The following is a 13565-nucleotide window of genomic DNA, read 5'->3' as shown; positions in this document are numbered from 1 at the left end:
GCGCCATTATGCCAGCGCCGGCGAGCGTGCCGGACGGCGTGCACGGACGACGTGAAGAGGCCTCCGCAAACCATGCACGGCATGGCGCGGGCCGTGGCTATACCAGTGGTATAGCCTTGGGTGGATCACGATGGCATTCGCGCGGCATCGTCAGCACGGACGCTGCGCGAAGAGACACCATGACAAACTCATAGCGGTTGGCCACCGTGTTGGCCGAGCTATACCAGTGGTATAGCCTTCCGTAGTGCTCAATGGAAGGAGTGCGAGGCCGGACGATCATCCCGGCTCGTCCGGTGGCAACTGCAAGAGTGCGCGAAGGTGTGCGAGGTGTCGCTGCGCGACGTCGGCATCGGCCGGGTGCACGGCTGACGTGGTAATGGCCGGCGTCGTCGGGGACTTCTCGGGTGGCGCGCACCACGCCTGAAACTCCCCGCGCAGTGCCTTGCCGATGATGCCAAACAGGTAACCGGCCGGCTTGCGCACGCCATGCGCATCGAGCCGTGCCTGCCATTCGTCGAGCACCGCCTGACGCAGCGAGGGTTCGACCTGTTGCAAGGCCGCCAGCGCGCCGCTTTGCTGCTCGGCGCGCAACGCTGCGAAGCGCGGTGGCAGGCGCAGCGCGTCACGCGCGCGCGGTACAGGAGTAGGTGTATTAGAAGATAGATGTATACGTACTGTACGGTCCGCCTTCGGATTCCAAAGAGGGGCTTCTGGCGCGGGTTTCATGCTGTATTCGGAATCCGAAGGCGGGGCGTCACGATTCCGAAGACGGCGTGCCTCACCGTCTTCGGAATCGTGCTGTGGATAACTTGATGTTGCCGGCATCGCGTCATCCATCTGGGTATGCCAACCTTGTTGCGCCAAGCGCTGCGTGATGAGTTGTAACCGCGTGGGTAACACGCAACCGGACAGCAGTGGATCGTTCGTCAGCTCCTTGAGGACGTGATAGCCGACCGACTGGATCGCCTTGCTTGCGTGGCTCAACGCGCGGCCGATGAGATCGAGATACTCCACGTCGAGCTGGACGGCTTCGAAGGGCGACAGCGGTTCGTCATGCAGCACGTACAGGTTGCCCTGATGGCGTCCGGTCGGTTTGTCGCGGCAACGCTGGACGAGGCTGAGCCATCGCGTCAGACGAAGGATCGTCAAGGCGCGGGCGACCGTTTCCGACGATGCCTTGTTCGTACCGGGCATCGATGCAAGATAGGGGGCGAGTTCGTCGTAGGTGGGAAACGCCGTGATGCCGTCGCGCTGCAGTTGCAGGCGAATCACCTGCCAGGCGTTGCGTTCGAGGGGCGTCAGCCGGCGGTCGAGAAACAGCGCACGCGGTACGGTCTCATGCTGGTTGCCGCTAAACAGGACGCCGTCACCCGCCCGCGTCGCCGGCTTGCCATACGCGTCGGCCTGGGGTGGGGCCATGGGTCTACACGAGCCCTTGGGCCATCCACCCCTGCATTGCGTTCCAGAGGACCGCCATGGGCAGATTCAAGGTTTCCGCCGTGTCCATGCACAGATCCAGCATTGCCATGTCGTCATGCGGATCGACGCCTTCGGCTTTGATCCGCGGTTGCCACTGTTCCCACACGGCTTTCTCTTGCACCTCGCTGAGCACCGGCCAGCGGCCCTTGCGCTTGGGCATGCCGAGCATGTCGCGACGCAGGGCGACTTCCTGGTGCGTAAGGCCGTAGAACTGGCTCACCATCTCCGTGCTCGCGCCCAGACGCAGCATGCGATCGACCGTTTCGATTTCCTGTTCGACGTCGCGGGCCTGATGCAGCAGACGGCGCAGCACATCACCGTTGACCTGCACCTTGCACCACGCGACCGAAGCGTTGACCAGGAGACTCACCATCTCCGGATGCTTGAGCGCTTCGAGCGCGTCGTCGCCAAAGCCCATCGCCTTGCAGCGGCGCAACTGGCCGTGACGAAGGTCATGCAGGGCCTGGGCGATCACGGCCTGGTTCAACGGGTGGGGTGTCGACATCAGGAAGCTCCATGCGTGCCGTTCGCTGCGCTGGGTGGAGCGTGAGGTGATCGCGCAGGCGGCGGGCGAGACGTATCAGTCGATACAGCTTCACGAGTGCGGCGTCACTCAGGCGCGTCAGCGGATGCGCCAGCGTGCCGCCCAGTAGCAAGGGCGCCAGATCGTCCGACAGGCGCAAGCTGGCGAAGGCCGCGTCCGCCGATGCGGCCGGCAACTCCGGCGATACGAGCGTGAGCGCAAGCAGCAGTCCTCGCACCGCGCGCGAAAAAAACGGTAAGGGTGACGTGCGGTGCGCACTGATGTCGTCGATGCGATAACCGATGCCCTGATCGGTGGCCACCACGCAGGCGTCCACGTCGGCTTCGGCGGCGATCTCCCGCGCGAGCTGCGCGATGTGCGTGCGCAGAGGCAGCGGATCGTCCAGTGTCGGGGTGATGACCCACACGTCCGCGATCGGATAGAGCCCACCTGCCTGCACGGGCACGGCCTGAATCACGGTCCTGGCGAAATCGGGCGGCGTGTCGTCGCCGGTATGTTCGGCGACCAGCTGCCGGAGCGCTTGCAAGCGTTCTGTGTCGGGCGCGGGGGATACGATGTGTTGCTGCACTGGCCCGGCATCGGCGTCCGGTTCGGACGATGGCGTGGCGCTGATGTCTGTCGAGGGCGACGAGGTGACGGGTGCGCACGCCGCATCGTTGGTCGCGGGAGCAGCGGTCGGAATGGCAGCCTTCGCGCCGGGTGACGGTGAGGGTTTACGGGAGACGGACGACGCGTCGTTCAGTGCTGCGGCGGGCTCCTGACTCAGGGCACGTTGCCGAGTCTCGGCGTGCTCGATGTCCAGGCACAGCGCGTCGTAATCGGCGCCGAGCCGTTCGGCCATCTGCCCGATCAATTCATCCTGCATGCGCTGGACGGCAAAGTTCGCGGCGTCGCCGTCGAAAAGCGCGAGCGCGTCCTGGAACAACGCGACGAACGTCGCGTCGTCCCCACCATACTGTTCCCACGTGCGTGCCGCGGCACGGCGCAGGGCCACGAGTCGTTCGACCTGCGGCCGACCGAGCCCGCCATAGAGCAACGTGGGGATGGCGGGCAACAGATGCCGCACGGCTTCCTGCATGCGGCTGATGTGCGGTTGTGGCGTGGGATAGCCGTCGCGGGTGAGGCGCCGGGCCAGCTCCGATTGCGACAGCGGGCCCCCGCTTTCCTGCTCGTACAATTCACGGGCTTTTTCCACAGCGAGCGCGCGTTCGATGAAGGTGAGCGCGCCATGCAGCTCGTTCTCGGCGAGATGGCCGGTGAGCGCAATGATCTCGCCGCGCGGCGACCACGGACGAAACAGGCAGGAAATGCGAAAGAACCGTTCGTCGCGCGTGTCGGCCCACAGCTCATTCAAGATCGCCAGACGGGTATTGCCACCGTTGCGGATGATGTAGTGCGTCTCGTTCGGTCGGCGTGTAATCGCCGGTGGCGCGTCCAGCCCGCGCTCGCGGATCGAGGCCTTGAGGTCGTCGTAGCGTGGGTTGCGCGTCACGCGCGGATTGAGTTCATACGGTCGCAACTGATCCAGCGTCACGACCATCGGCGTGTCGGCCATCGGGTCGGTCAGCGCGGCGGCGACGGGGCCGTTTCGCTCGAAGCCGTCGGCGAGCAGCTTCGCGGCCATGTCCTCGGGCGTGAGCGATGCCATGGACGTCAGTCCCTGTCCGTCGTGCACGTTGGCGGCATGCCTTGCCCCAGCCGATGCGCGAGCTGATGGAAGGGCTCGCGCCAGTCGGGAAAGAGCTCGTCGCACACCGCGTGCATCGTGGCGAGTGCGGAGGGCGCGACGCGTCCGCTCGGCGCACGCCGTTCGACGCGATGCGCCGGCAGTGCCAACGTGGAGGCGCGGGGATAGGCTTCCAGCGCGGGAATACAGGTGGTGAGCACGCGCACGTCGGTGCGAGCCACGAAGAGATCCCGCAGCGTTTGCCGGATGAGGCGCGCGTTGCGCGAGACGGCCGGCATGCGGTTGATCAGCAGATGCAACGGCGGCGGCGCGATTCCCAAATGTTGGTACGGTGCGATGTCCTCCAACAGACGCAGCGTGCCGCGCCGGAATTCGCGTGCGGACAGAAGCTCCGGCGTGACGGGCGACAGCGCCAGGTCCGAGGCGAGCAGGGCGGCTTCCAACAGCACACTGCGCGCGCCTTGCGTGTCGATCAGCATCAGGTCGTAGTGCGGACGAAACGCTGGCAACAGATGCCGCAATCGCAGTCGCCCGTCGGCGGCGTGCAGCAGCAGCGAACTCAACTGACCGCGATCGTCATTGGACAGGACAAGATCGAGCCGGGCGATTGCCGTACGCGAAATGAGCCGGCTGGTATCCGTTTCGTTGAACGCAAGCAATTCATAGGCGCCGGCCGCGGCGCGTGTGGCGACGGTGAAGTAGCTCGACAGCGTGGGCTGCACGTCCAGATCGAGCAGCAGCACCCGCAGTCCCGCGTCGGCGGCAAAGCCTCCCAGATTGGCGGCCGTCGTCGTTTTACCGACACCGCCCTTGGTGGAAATCAGCGAGACGACAAGCATGGCATGGCCTCTCGTGCGAGTCGTCAGTCGCGTTGCTGCTTGCGTTCTTCGATCCACTGATCGATTTCGCGCGAGTCCCATCCCACGGCACGTTCACCCAGCGGAATGGCCTGAGGAAATTTGCCTTGATGCATCAGGTTGTAGATGTGCGAACGCTTGAATCCGGTGCGGCGTTCGACATCCTTGCGACGCAGGATGCAGTGGTCGGCGATCGGTTCGTCGAAGGGGGCGACGGTGCGCGTCATAGCAGTCACTCCTTGGCGCTCGGTGGCGCGAGTTGGGCGGGTGACCGGTATGGCAAACGAAACGGGCGCGCGATACCGTCACCAATCCGGAACGCAGCGCCACCCTATAGTGCGGTCGCAAAGCGACGGCACGCCGGATGATTACCGCGGTCGGGGAGCGAGCGGCTAAGAATTGATGCGCTGTCGTCGGTCAGGGCGCGACAGGCCAGTCCACGACCGTTCAACCGATGCCGAAGGAGGCGCGCTGACAAGGGCGCAACGCATGCGGTAGCGGTGAAGGGGGCGGCTGGCCTCGCGGCGCATTCGGGTGGAGCGGGCCGCGCTGCGCAAGGTGGCGCGACCAAAAGCGATCGGCAGGAAACCCGCGACGCTGGAACAAGGTCGGCGGCGCAGAATACTCAGATAGTGGGAGATCGTTGTATGGGCAATGTGCGATCGAGTCGTCGCACGGGCGAGGTAGTGAAGAGTCCTCGTAGAAAAAGCTATGGGTCTAAGGCTGGCCATCTTTTCATTTCCTTCCTGACTTCAGTTGCTCACGAACACTCCTTCAAAAAAGAGAAGCACAAGGCTTCACGCATCGCCGGCAGCGAACCGTTACGATGGTTCACCATTGGTAATACGAATGGATCAAAAAGCACTCTGGGTAGAGCGCTCTACCTAAAATTAGATCAAGTGATCTAGGTAATGCCAATGCATGAAGCATTTCTGTGAACCGGTTCAAAGAATTGGGCATTCGATCACATTCGGCGCATGCACCATCGAGCCTGTTTGTAAGCGCGCAAAGGGTGTTTGCGAAACTTTCATATCAATTACACGTGCTCTGGGGAAATCAGAAGGGGATCTTTGGGCATCGACGAAACCGTTCGTGGATGATCAACTCGAGCTTTATTGATGCGCGGTAGATCATCTCTTTGCGCTCCGGCGATAGAGCAGGACGTCAATGAACTGATCTATGGAACGATGAGGTAAAGTACGGCCCGTTCCACTATGAGGCCTGGAGACTTGCTTGGCCGTTCCATAGCGAGATCTTCAATTCATTCGGTCCACTCGGCGATACGCCCGACAAGACCAGGATGACGCGCGCAAATCCCGCGAAACCGATTAGGTTCGAAACTTGGCGCCCCGCGCGATGACGTTTCCAACTGGACATGCCAGGAAAGCCCCATCAACGGGGGGTGGGTTGGCGCCGAAACTCATTGCATGATTTTCTTGTTGAACAGAGACGGAGCTTACGTCAATGAAAGATCCCAGGGCGCCGGATCGTGCCGGTTTTGCGCAGGACCCGGGAGGTTACGCCTCGCTTGCCTGGATGAAATGGGCGATTGCTCAGAATCTCGCGGGCATCCCGATTGATCCCGAGAGACCTCCTTCGGCGACTGACCTCAAAAGTCCGGTCCTCTGGCTGGCGCAGGCGCATGCGCTCTCGGAAGCTGCGATCACCCTGATACGCAACGAACCCGAATTTGGACTAATGCCGCAAGAAATGCGCGGTGTCTGCGACAGCCAGTATTGTGCAGTTGCGCTGATGCTGGTCGGCTACAGTCTTGAGGTTTGCCTGAAGGCCATGGTCATCATCCGTGAGGGTGTCGAGGCTTACCTCACCATGGAGAAGGACTACAAGCACCATCGCTTGAGCAAACTAGCGTCATTTATCCCCAATCTATCGACGAAGGACCATGCCATCCTCGATATGCTCACTCATTTCGTCACATGGGCGGGTCGCTATCCGGATCCTGGATCGGGACGCGTGAAGAGCTCGGAGGAAATTTACAAGATGAGTGAGGCACACAGGATCTCCGCCCATGACTTGTTTGAGCTGTCGGGTAGAGTGATGAGCTACGTCAGACAGCTTGTAGACTGACTGTTGAAGAAGTGTGAGCTGCGTGCCTCCCTACTAATCAGGATGGCCTTCTGGCAGTGGCGTCGCCGGCGCCCAAAACGGACGCCAGCGCGCAATACCGAATCGGTTTTCGCGTCAGAACTCTGTTAGCTGTTGCATTCCAGTGCCGGTTCAGATCGAACAGCACGCCGGTCGCTGTGAGTGCTTCGACACGTGAGGTAGTCGGACCAATCCTGCATCAGGCTCGCCCGCTTCATGAACAGATCACCTCGCGCATAGGCCGCTTCGGTCTGGTCCCCGATGACGTGTGCAAGAGCGGCCTCAGACACTTCCCGCGGATAGTCGGTGGTTTCACGTGCCCAATCCTTGAAGGTGGATCGGAAACCATGCACGGTCAGGTCCTCTCGCTCCATTCGCTTGAGGAGTTGGAGCATGGCCATGTTGGACAGGTGTTTGCCAACCCGGCTCGCCGGGAAGACAAACTCGCCAGAACTGGCTTCGAGCAGAGGTTTGAGTAGTTCCACTGCAGCCGCGGAGAGCGGCACACGATGTTCCCGTTTCGCTTTCATGCGTTCGGGGGGAATGGTCCAGAGGGCGGAAGCAAGCTCGAATTCCTCGCGACGCGCGCCGATGACTTCATTCGTTCGGCTGGCCGTAAGGATGACAAGTTGTAACGCGAGTGCTGCCGTTCCCTCCTGGGCGCGCAGCAACTTCATGAAGTCGGGTGCATCGCTATAGGGCAGGGCTGCGTGGTGCTGGACTTTCTGTAGGCGGGAGGGCTTGGCCAGAAGCTGGTCGAGATGTCCCTTCCAGCGTGCAGGGTTGAGCCCAGCGCGATAGCGCCGGACAGTGGCCCAGGCGAGGATGGCCTCGATTCGTCCACGAAGACGCGTTGCCGTTTCCGTTTTGGTTGCCCAGATCGGCTCGAGCACTTGCACGATTTCGTCGGTGTCAATCTCGGAGACGGGCATGTCACCCACTACAGGGTAGGCATAGGTCGCGAGCGTACTTTCCCACTGCGCGGCGTGCTTACCGTTCTTCCATGACTGGCGATGCGCCTCGATATATTGGCTGGCACAATCTCGGAAGGGCAATGATTTCGTGTGTTCGCGCTTTTCGGCGCGACGCTTGGCCAGTTTGTCATCGAGTGGGTCAATGCCGTTGACGAGCTGGCGGCGGCAATCAAGGGCCTTGATGCGGGCTTCGACCAGCGATACCGTGTGAACAGGTCCAAGACCCATACCACGAGCTTTGCCTTGCCGCATGTACCGAAAAAGCCAGGACTTGGCGAGCGTCCGACTGACTTGCAAGTAGAGACCGCCCCCATCGCTGTAGACGCCAGGTTTTTTCGTACGCGTCACGTGGATTGCGGTGAGTCGATTGAGGGTTCGCATACAAACTCCGGTGCTAGCAAAATGACTAGCAAATGGTTCCAGGTTTCCCTTGGTTTCGAGTGGATGTTTGCGGAATCGGAACTGCCCGATTTATCGCTAGACCCTTGATACCAAGGACTTTTTGGAACTCAGTGGAGGTTGCTGGATTTCACTATGTGGGACACTCTCTCCGCCAAATTACTCCGTCTCCGCCAGCGCAGTAAGAAAAGCCCCGCAAGGTAACTTGCGGGGCTTTTTGTTTGCGCCCGCGACTCTGATCGCATTCGTTCGTCATCCTGTATGTCGATCGCAATTTGTGACGAATAGCCCCACGCTTTCAGACGTTTCTATCTTTTTTGATTTGCCATCGACAACTAACCTCGCGCATCACTTGTCGTTCGGCAAGTGAATACAACGCAACGCAAGCATTCGCGCGTCCTATCGCGAACACTCGGCTGGATGCGTTGCCGCAAACAGGCAAATGCCAATCTCACGGTTATCAACTCAGTCATGGCAGGTTTCAAGAAAGTAGTCGTGCCGCTGTTCGTTTCGCTGCTCTGCGCGACGCAGGCTTACTCCGAGGCGCTGAATCCGACGGCTCTCAAGTTGTTGGGTGTCTACGGACCCCACAGCGAGTTCGCCGGCCCTTACATCGGTGCAAAATTCGGTATCAACTGGTCCGACATCACGGGGCCGAATGCCCGCTCGACGCACACGACCGGGTTCCCGGGCCTCGTCGCCGGCGTGAACTACGACATCGCTCCCCTGGTAGTCGGCATCGAAGGTTTCGCCGACTTTCACGGCGGTTCGACCACCCGCGACGACGGCGGCTTCGATGTCAAGCTCGGTGTGCCGGTCAACCGCAACATCATGCCCTACGCGCGCGTGGGCTTCACGGGCTTCTGGCCGGACACGCGCCTGCACTACGGCGGCGGCGTCGAATACAAGTTTGCGAAGAACTGGAGCGTTGCGGGTGAATACACTGGCGATGTCTCGAGCTACCAGGGTGGTCATCGCCACAACAACAGCGTGACCGTGGGCGTGCATTACTACTTCTTCTGATTCCGTTGCGCCGATGCGCGCGCGTTCCGACGCCCGCGCATCGCGCTCACGCCCGCATCACTTCCCCGATGCGATCCGATCCTGAATATGCTTTGCCCGCGCAGGCGAGGACGGGTGCGAATCGAGCAGGCTCGAATGCCCGCCGTCGATCGACGCGAGCTTCTGGAACGCCGTCACGAGTCCCGCGGGGCTGTATCCCTTCTTCTTCTGCATGTCGAACGAGTAGTCGTCGGCAGCGCTTTCCTGCGATTGCGAGAACTGCGCGTTGATGAACTTCTCGCTCAGATCGCCGAGCTGCGAGCCGGAAATGCTCGCGATCATGCCCGAGCCCGACGAGACCACCGAGCGCGCCGCTGAAGTCGCATAGGCAACCTGCATCGCTTTCTTCGTGTGGCCGAGCGCGACGTGTCCCATTTCGTGCCCGACGACACCGCGAACCTCGTCGTCCGTCATCAGGTCCATGAGGCCGCTGTAGACGCGCACACAGCCGTTGGCCATCGCCCAGGCGTTGACGTCCTTCGTCATGTAGACCCTGTAGTTGACCGGCACGCCGTTGATGTTGTCGCCGAGCTGGCTCGCGATCTTGTTCAGGCGCTGCGTGTACTGGCTCGACGCCGGCGCGATCTGATTCTCGCTGTCCATCTGCGCGCACGATTTGTCGGAGAGCGTGCGCACGTCACCGTCGCTCAGCATGAGCGCCTGTGTCGCGAGCTGCCCGGATTGAGCGAGCGAATCCGGATTGAGGCTGCCGATGCTGCTGCACGAAGCGAGCGCGGTCACGGCCGAAGCCGCGACGCCCAGGCGGAAAATTCTCATGATTGTTTTCTCTATACGTTGTGGTTTTGAAGCCCGCATCGAACGGGTCGGCGAAATGCTCGATGGAGATCGACCGATCGACCACACGAAAATTCCGATTTTCCTTACAAAACCTGACAACGGGAAGACAAGAACGCGAATCAGCGGCGCGTAGGAAGTGAATCAGTCCTGCTGGCGGCGGCAGGCGGCGCGCGCGCGGGCGGCGACGGACGCGGCGGGTGACGCGTCCATCGCGATCGCGGCGGCGTTCGGCAGGGCTTCGGCGGCGAGCTGGGTGAGCGTCTGACCGGGCGGCATTTCGACGAAGACGCTCGCGCCGAGTTCGGACAGCGCGATGGTCGAATCGTGCCAGCGCACCGGATAACGCAGGTTGGTGGCGAGGTCTTCGCGGATGGCGTCGGCGCGGCGCAGGACGCGCGCGCCGCGATTGCCGACATACGCGATGCGCGGCGTGTCGACGCGCACGTCGCGCGCGGCGTCGGCGAGATGCGCGGCGGCGTCTTCCAGGAGCACGCAGTGCGACGGCACGCTCACCGCGAGCCGCTCGGCCTTGCGCGCGCCGCGCGACAGCGCGATTTCGCGGACTTTCCCGAGGGCGGCGTCGCTGCCCGACACGACGATCTGGCGCGGCGCGTTCAGATTGCCGATATAGGCATCGGCGCCGCTGTCGACGATCGCGCGGGCGATCTCGCTCTCGTTCAGCCCGAGTACCGCGAGCATGCCGTAGCCGTGCGGACAGGCGTCCTCCATCAGCCGCGCGCGCAGGCGCACGAGCTTGAGCGCTTCGTCGAAGGCGAGCGCGCCGCAGACGACCGCCGCGCCATACGCGCCGACCGACAAACCCGCGACAGCCTCGGGCTCGATGCCTTCCTCCGCGAGCGCGCGCGCGGCTGCCACGCCCGCGACGACGAGCGCCACCTGCACGGCGACGGTCGAGGCGAGGGCGTCCGCGGTGTCGAGCGCGAGAATATCTTCGGCGAGCACGTCCGACGCCTCCGCGAACGTGCGGGCGATCGACGGATGCGGCTTCCCGCCGCCGAGCCGATGCAGGAAGCCCGGCGTCTGCGCGCCCTGTCCGGGAAAGAGATACGCGATCATGCGGCTGCCCACGGATCGGTGACGAGACGCGGGCCGTCGGCGTGACGCAGCATCACGCGCAGGTTGGCGCGCGCGAATTCGGCGAGCGAAAAGGCTGCGTCGGGCGTTTCGATCTGCGCGTCGATGCGCGTCTCGCTTTTCTGTGCCGCTTGCGAGAGTGCGTCGAACAATGAAGTAGCATCGACGCGCGGCAGCGGCGCGGGCGGGCGCACGACGATATCGAGATCGCTTGCTTGCGTGATCGTCGGCATCGCGCTTGCCAGCTCGAAGCCCGCGCTGCCGGCCGGCCCCCAGGCGAGGTCATATGCGCCGATGATCGACGCGACTTCACGCATCAGCACGAAAGCGGGCAAACCGGCGCGCGCGGGATCGGGTTCGCGCATGCGCAAATCCTCGGGCGAGAACACCGCGTCGATCCAGCGCGGCTCGATCCACGCGCCGAAGCGCTCGCTGCGCGCCGCGCCGCGCACGCCGACCGCGATCGCATCGGCGATGCGAGGCGCGCGCCGAGCGACCACGAACGGCGCGCGGGCGAGCGATGCCGCGACCCATGCGGGCGCATCGGCGAGCGGCGGCGCGTCGGACGAAAGTCGCAGCAGGTCGTGCGGGCGCGGCGCGCGGTTCATCGTGCGTTCCACTGCTCGCGCATGCGCTTGCGCACGTCGATCGACGCCGCGCGCGTGCGTGCGGCATCCGCCGACACAAGACGGTTCGACAGATCGCGCGGACCATTGCGCGCATCCTTCACGGCGGCGGCGAGCGACAGCTTCACGCGCTCGATGTCGGCGAAAGAGGGCGCATCGGCATCCACGCCCTCGATCAGCTCGTGCAGCAGTCCGAGCTTCGCGTACGCGCTCATCTTGTAGGACATCGGCAGGACGGTGTCGCCGAGGGCGTCGAGACTCTCGACGCTGCGCCGCGTGACGCGCGCCGCCGCTTCCTTGCCCATCGCGTGAACGGCGGTGCCGGGCGCGTCGAGCGCGACGATGCGGTTCGCCTGATAGCCGTGCGCGAGATACGCGCCCGACATCGCCGGCCCGACGATCAGCGCGATCACCGGATGTCCCGCGAGCCGCGCGCTCGCGTAGGCATCGACGGCGGCCGCGCATGCGAGGTGAACGCCGAGCAGCTCCTCGCGCCGTCCGTAAGCCTGGCTCTTCACGTCGACCACGGCGACGATCGGGCGCTTCACGGCGGCATCGCGATCGGCGTCGAGCACTTCGCGCACCGCGCGTGCGAGCAGCCAGCCCTGTTCGAGCCCGACGACGTTATCGGTCGCGCGTGGAAAGCGGTTCTGCGGATCGGGCACGACGGCGAAGAAGCGCGCCGTCTCGTCGTCGAGCCGGCCGTCGCGGGCGCGGATCGGGCCGCTTTCGGTTTGAGCGGCGGGCGTTGTCAGCGCGTCGAGCCAGCGCTCGCCGCGGGAAAGCTTGATGGTCATGATGTGCCCCACAAGGTGCGCAGTGTGTCGGGAGCGACGGCGTCCGGGTTCACGCGCGCGAGCCGTTCGATGAAGCCGTCGACGTTCTCGCTGCGATGCTGCTTCGGCACGCCGCGCGTGAACGCGGCGAGCACGGCGGCGCGCACTTCATCGGTGTCGTCTTCGACCAGCGTGTCCGCGAGCCCGACCGCGACGCGCTCCTCGCCGCCGATCATCGACCAGATGAGGCGCCTGTCGCCCGAGTCGAGCTCCTCGATACCCGCTTCCTGCTCGATCACTTCCGGCCCGTTCATGCCGAGCCGCGCCTGACGCGTCATCACGAGCTCGGTGCACAGCGCGGCCGCGAGCGACATGCCGCCGAAGCAGCCGACCATTCCGCCGATCACGCCGACCACCGGTACGTGACGCCTGAGCGCGACGATCGCCGCCTGGATCTCGGCGATGACGGCAAGCCCGAGGTTCGCTTCCTGCAAGCGCACGCCGCCGGTTTCGAACAGCACGACGGGGCGAATCGAGCGTCCGGCTTCGAACTCGCCCAGGGCCATTTCGAGCGCCGCTGCGATCTTCGCGCCCGATACTTCGCCGATGCTGCCGCCCTGGAACGCGGGCTCGATCGCGGCGATCACGGCCGGCTCGCCGGCGAGCAGGCCACGCGCGATCACGGCGCCGTCGTCGGCCTGGCAGACGATGTTCTGCATCGCGAGCCACGGCGATTCGAGCCGGTCGAAGGGGCCGAGCAGTTCGCGGAACGTGCCCTTGTCGAGCAGCGCCCGGGCGCGCTCGCGCGCCGTCAGCTCGATGAAGCTGTGCCTCGCGAGGAAAGTGTCGTGCGCGTTCATGCCGTGTCTCCTTCGCTCGCCTCGACGGCTTCGTTCAGGCGCAGCATGACGACGCCGGGCGTCGCGCCGAAGTCGTTCAGCTCGATCTTCGCCGCGCCGTCGTAACGCTGGAAGAAGCGGTCGAGCACGCTCTTCCACACATGTCCATAGCCATCCACGCTCGTGCGGATCACCACTTCGGCGTTCGCCGTCTGCGATGGCGAGAGCAGCACTTCGAGATCGCCCGAGCCGACCACGCCCACGTGCGCGCGGCGCGTGACGGGCCGCCTGGCGGGATATTCGTATCGCATGTTTTCCATCGT

Annotated in this window: 14 protein-coding genes; 2 read left to right on the top strand and 12 right to left on the bottom strand. The window is 63.7% G+C overall.

The genetic code is table 11. The features are described from left to right. Window positions 1–276: 276 nt before the first annotated feature. Genes AWB83_RS00350 through AWB83_RS00330 form a run of 5 tightly spaced genes read right to left on the bottom strand, consistent with a single transcriptional unit; the run spans window position 277 to window position 4794 of the window. Complete coding sequence (locus tag AWB83_RS00350; RefSeq protein WP_087042271.1) at window positions 277–1419, bottom strand: STY4528 family pathogenicity island replication protein; 1143 nt, start codon at window positions 1417–1419, stop codon at window positions 277–279. 4 nt (window positions 1420–1423) lie between these two features. Next, a complete protein-coding gene (locus AWB83_RS00345) occupies window positions 1424–1984 on the bottom strand; it encodes a DUF2857 domain-containing protein (protein ID WP_087042270.1) in 561 nt (186 codons plus the stop codon). Continuing rightward, window positions 1932–3671 (bottom strand): ParB family protein, encoded by a 1740-nt coding sequence (locus AWB83_RS00340; RefSeq protein WP_167389041.1) that lies wholly within the window; start codon window positions 3669–3671, stop codon window positions 1932–1934. Before AWB83_RS00340 ends, AWB83_RS00345 begins: the two co-directional genes overlap by 53 nt. A gap of 5 nt (window positions 3672–3676) precedes the next feature. Next, entirely contained in the window at window positions 3677–4549 is an 873-nt protein-coding gene (locus tag AWB83_RS00335; RefSeq protein WP_087042269.1) for a ParA family protein, read from the bottom strand. A gap of 23 nt (window positions 4550–4572) precedes the next feature. Further along, window positions 4573–4794 carry an AlpA family transcriptional regulator gene (locus AWB83_RS00330; protein WP_087042268.1) on the bottom strand — a complete coding sequence of 74 codons (222 nt, stop codon included), beginning with the start codon at window positions 4792–4794 and terminating at the stop codon, window positions 4573–4575. A gap of 1237 nt (window positions 4795–6031) precedes the next feature. Between AWB83_RS00330 and AWB83_RS00320 the strand changes: the two genes are divergently transcribed. Continuing rightward, the gene (locus tag AWB83_RS00320; RefSeq protein WP_087042267.1) at window positions 6032–6655 is read left to right on the top strand and encodes a hypothetical protein; all 624 of its coding nucleotides are present in this window, start codon (window positions 6032–6034) and stop codon (window positions 6653–6655) included. A gap of 125 nt (window positions 6656–6780) precedes the next feature. Here the strand turns inward: AWB83_RS00320 and AWB83_RS00315 are convergent, their stop codons facing one another. After that, the gene (locus AWB83_RS00315) at window positions 6781–8028 is read right to left on the bottom strand and encodes a tyrosine-type recombinase/integrase (RefSeq protein WP_087042266.1); all 1248 of its coding nucleotides are present in this window, start codon (window positions 8026–8028) and stop codon (window positions 6781–6783) included. A 489-nt stretch (window positions 8029–8517) separates the two neighbouring features. On the opposite strand from AWB83_RS00315, the gene AWB83_RS00310 reads away from it, so the two are divergent. Then, a complete protein-coding gene (locus AWB83_RS00310) occupies window positions 8518–9069 on the top strand; it encodes an outer membrane protein (RefSeq protein WP_087042265.1) in 552 nt (183 codons plus the stop codon). 57 nt (window positions 9070–9126) lie between these two features. Here AWB83_RS00310 and loiP read toward each other — a convergent pair whose 3' ends face one another. The 6 genes from loiP to AWB83_RS00280 all read right to left on the bottom strand — a co-directional run bounded on the left by loiP (window position 9127) and on the right by AWB83_RS00280 (window position 13562). Further along, window positions 9127–9885 (bottom strand): metalloprotease LoiP, encoded by a 759-nt coding sequence (gene loiP, locus AWB83_RS00305; RefSeq protein WP_087042264.1) that lies wholly within the window; start codon window positions 9883–9885, stop codon window positions 9127–9129. A gap of 162 nt (window positions 9886–10047) precedes the next feature. Further along, complete coding sequence (gene mdcH / locus AWB83_RS00300; RefSeq protein WP_087042263.1) at window positions 10048–10983, bottom strand: malonate decarboxylase subunit epsilon; 936 nt, start codon at window positions 10981–10983, stop codon at window positions 10048–10050. Beyond that, window positions 10980–11609: a malonate decarboxylase holo-ACP synthase gene (locus AWB83_RS00295; protein ID WP_087042553.1), complete on the bottom strand. Its 630-nt coding sequence runs from the start codon at window positions 11607–11609 to the stop codon at window positions 10980–10982. Before AWB83_RS00295 ends, mdcH begins: the two co-directional genes overlap by 4 nt. Next, complete coding sequence (gene mdcE, locus AWB83_RS00290; protein ID WP_087042262.1) at window positions 11606–12424, bottom strand: biotin-independent malonate decarboxylase subunit gamma; 819 nt, start codon at window positions 12422–12424, stop codon at window positions 11606–11608. Before mdcE ends, AWB83_RS00295 begins: the two co-directional genes overlap by 4 nt. Then, window positions 12421–13263: a biotin-independent malonate decarboxylase subunit beta gene (locus tag AWB83_RS00285; protein WP_087042261.1), complete on the bottom strand. Its 843-nt coding sequence runs from the start codon at window positions 13261–13263 to the stop codon at window positions 12421–12423. Before AWB83_RS00285 ends, mdcE begins: the two co-directional genes overlap by 4 nt. After that, window positions 13260–13562: a malonate decarboxylase subunit delta gene (locus AWB83_RS00280; RefSeq protein WP_087042260.1), complete on the bottom strand. Its 303-nt coding sequence runs from the start codon at window positions 13560–13562 to the stop codon at window positions 13260–13262. Before AWB83_RS00280 ends, AWB83_RS00285 begins: the two co-directional genes overlap by 4 nt. Window positions 13563–13565 lie beyond the last annotated feature (3 nt).

The sequence above is a fragment of the Caballeronia ptereochthonis genome (assembly GCF_001545075.1).
Taxonomy (GTDB): Bacteria; Pseudomonadota; Gammaproteobacteria; order Burkholderiales; family Burkholderiaceae; genus Caballeronia; species Caballeronia ptereochthonis.
Note: the sequence above shows the minus strand (reverse complement) of the source record. Positions and strands in the feature narration are given on the sequence as shown.

What these genes read in the sequence shown, in the direction of transcription:
- AWB83_RS00350 (WP_087042271.1), bottom strand. Translation starts at nt 1,419, where the DNA reads ATGGCCCCACCCCAGGCCGACGCGTATGGCAAGCCGGCGACGCGGGCG.
- AWB83_RS00345 (WP_087042270.1), bottom strand. Translation starts at nt 1,984, where the DNA reads ATGTCGACACCCCACCCGTTGAACCAGGCCGTGATCGCCCAGGCCCTG.
- AWB83_RS00340 (WP_167389041.1), bottom strand. Translation starts at nt 3,671, where the DNA reads ATGGCATCGCTCACGCCCGAGGACATGGCCGCGAAGCTGCTCGCCGAC.
- AWB83_RS00335 (WP_087042269.1), bottom strand. Translation starts at nt 4,549, where the DNA reads ATGCTTGTCGTCTCGCTGATTTCCACCAAGGGCGGTGTCGGTAAAACG.
- AWB83_RS00330 (WP_087042268.1), bottom strand. Translation starts at nt 4,794, where the DNA reads ATGACGCGCACCGTCGCCCCCTTCGACGAACCGATCGCCGACCACTGC.
- AWB83_RS00320 (WP_087042267.1), top strand. Translation starts at nt 6,032, where the DNA reads ATGAAAGATCCCAGGGCGCCGGATCGTGCCGGTTTTGCGCAGGACCCG.
- AWB83_RS00315 (WP_087042266.1), bottom strand. Translation starts at nt 8,028, where the DNA reads ATGCGAACCCTCAATCGACTCACCGCAATCCACGTGACGCGTACGAAA.
- AWB83_RS00310 (WP_087042265.1), top strand. Translation starts at nt 8,518, where the DNA reads ATGGCAGGTTTCAAGAAAGTAGTCGTGCCGCTGTTCGTTTCGCTGCTC.
- loiP (WP_087042264.1), bottom strand. Translation starts at nt 9,885, where the DNA reads ATGAGAATTTTCCGCCTGGGCGTCGCGGCTTCGGCCGTGACCGCGCTC.
- mdcH (WP_087042263.1), bottom strand. Translation starts at nt 10,983, where the DNA reads ATGATCGCGTATCTCTTTCCCGGACAGGGCGCGCAGACGCCGGGCTTC.
- AWB83_RS00295 (WP_087042553.1), bottom strand. Translation starts at nt 11,609, where the DNA reads ATGAACCGCGCGCCGCGCCCGCACGACCTGCTGCGACTTTCGTCCGAC.
- mdcE (WP_087042262.1), bottom strand. Translation starts at nt 12,424, where the DNA reads ATGACCATCAAGCTTTCCCGCGGCGAGCGCTGGCTCGACGCGCTGACA.
- AWB83_RS00285 (WP_087042261.1), bottom strand. Translation starts at nt 13,263, where the DNA reads ATGAACGCGCACGACACTTTCCTCGCGAGGCACAGCTTCATCGAGCTG.
- AWB83_RS00280 (WP_087042260.1), bottom strand. Translation starts at nt 13,562, where the DNA reads ATGGAAAACATGCGATACGAATATCCCGCCAGGCGGCCCGTCACGCGC.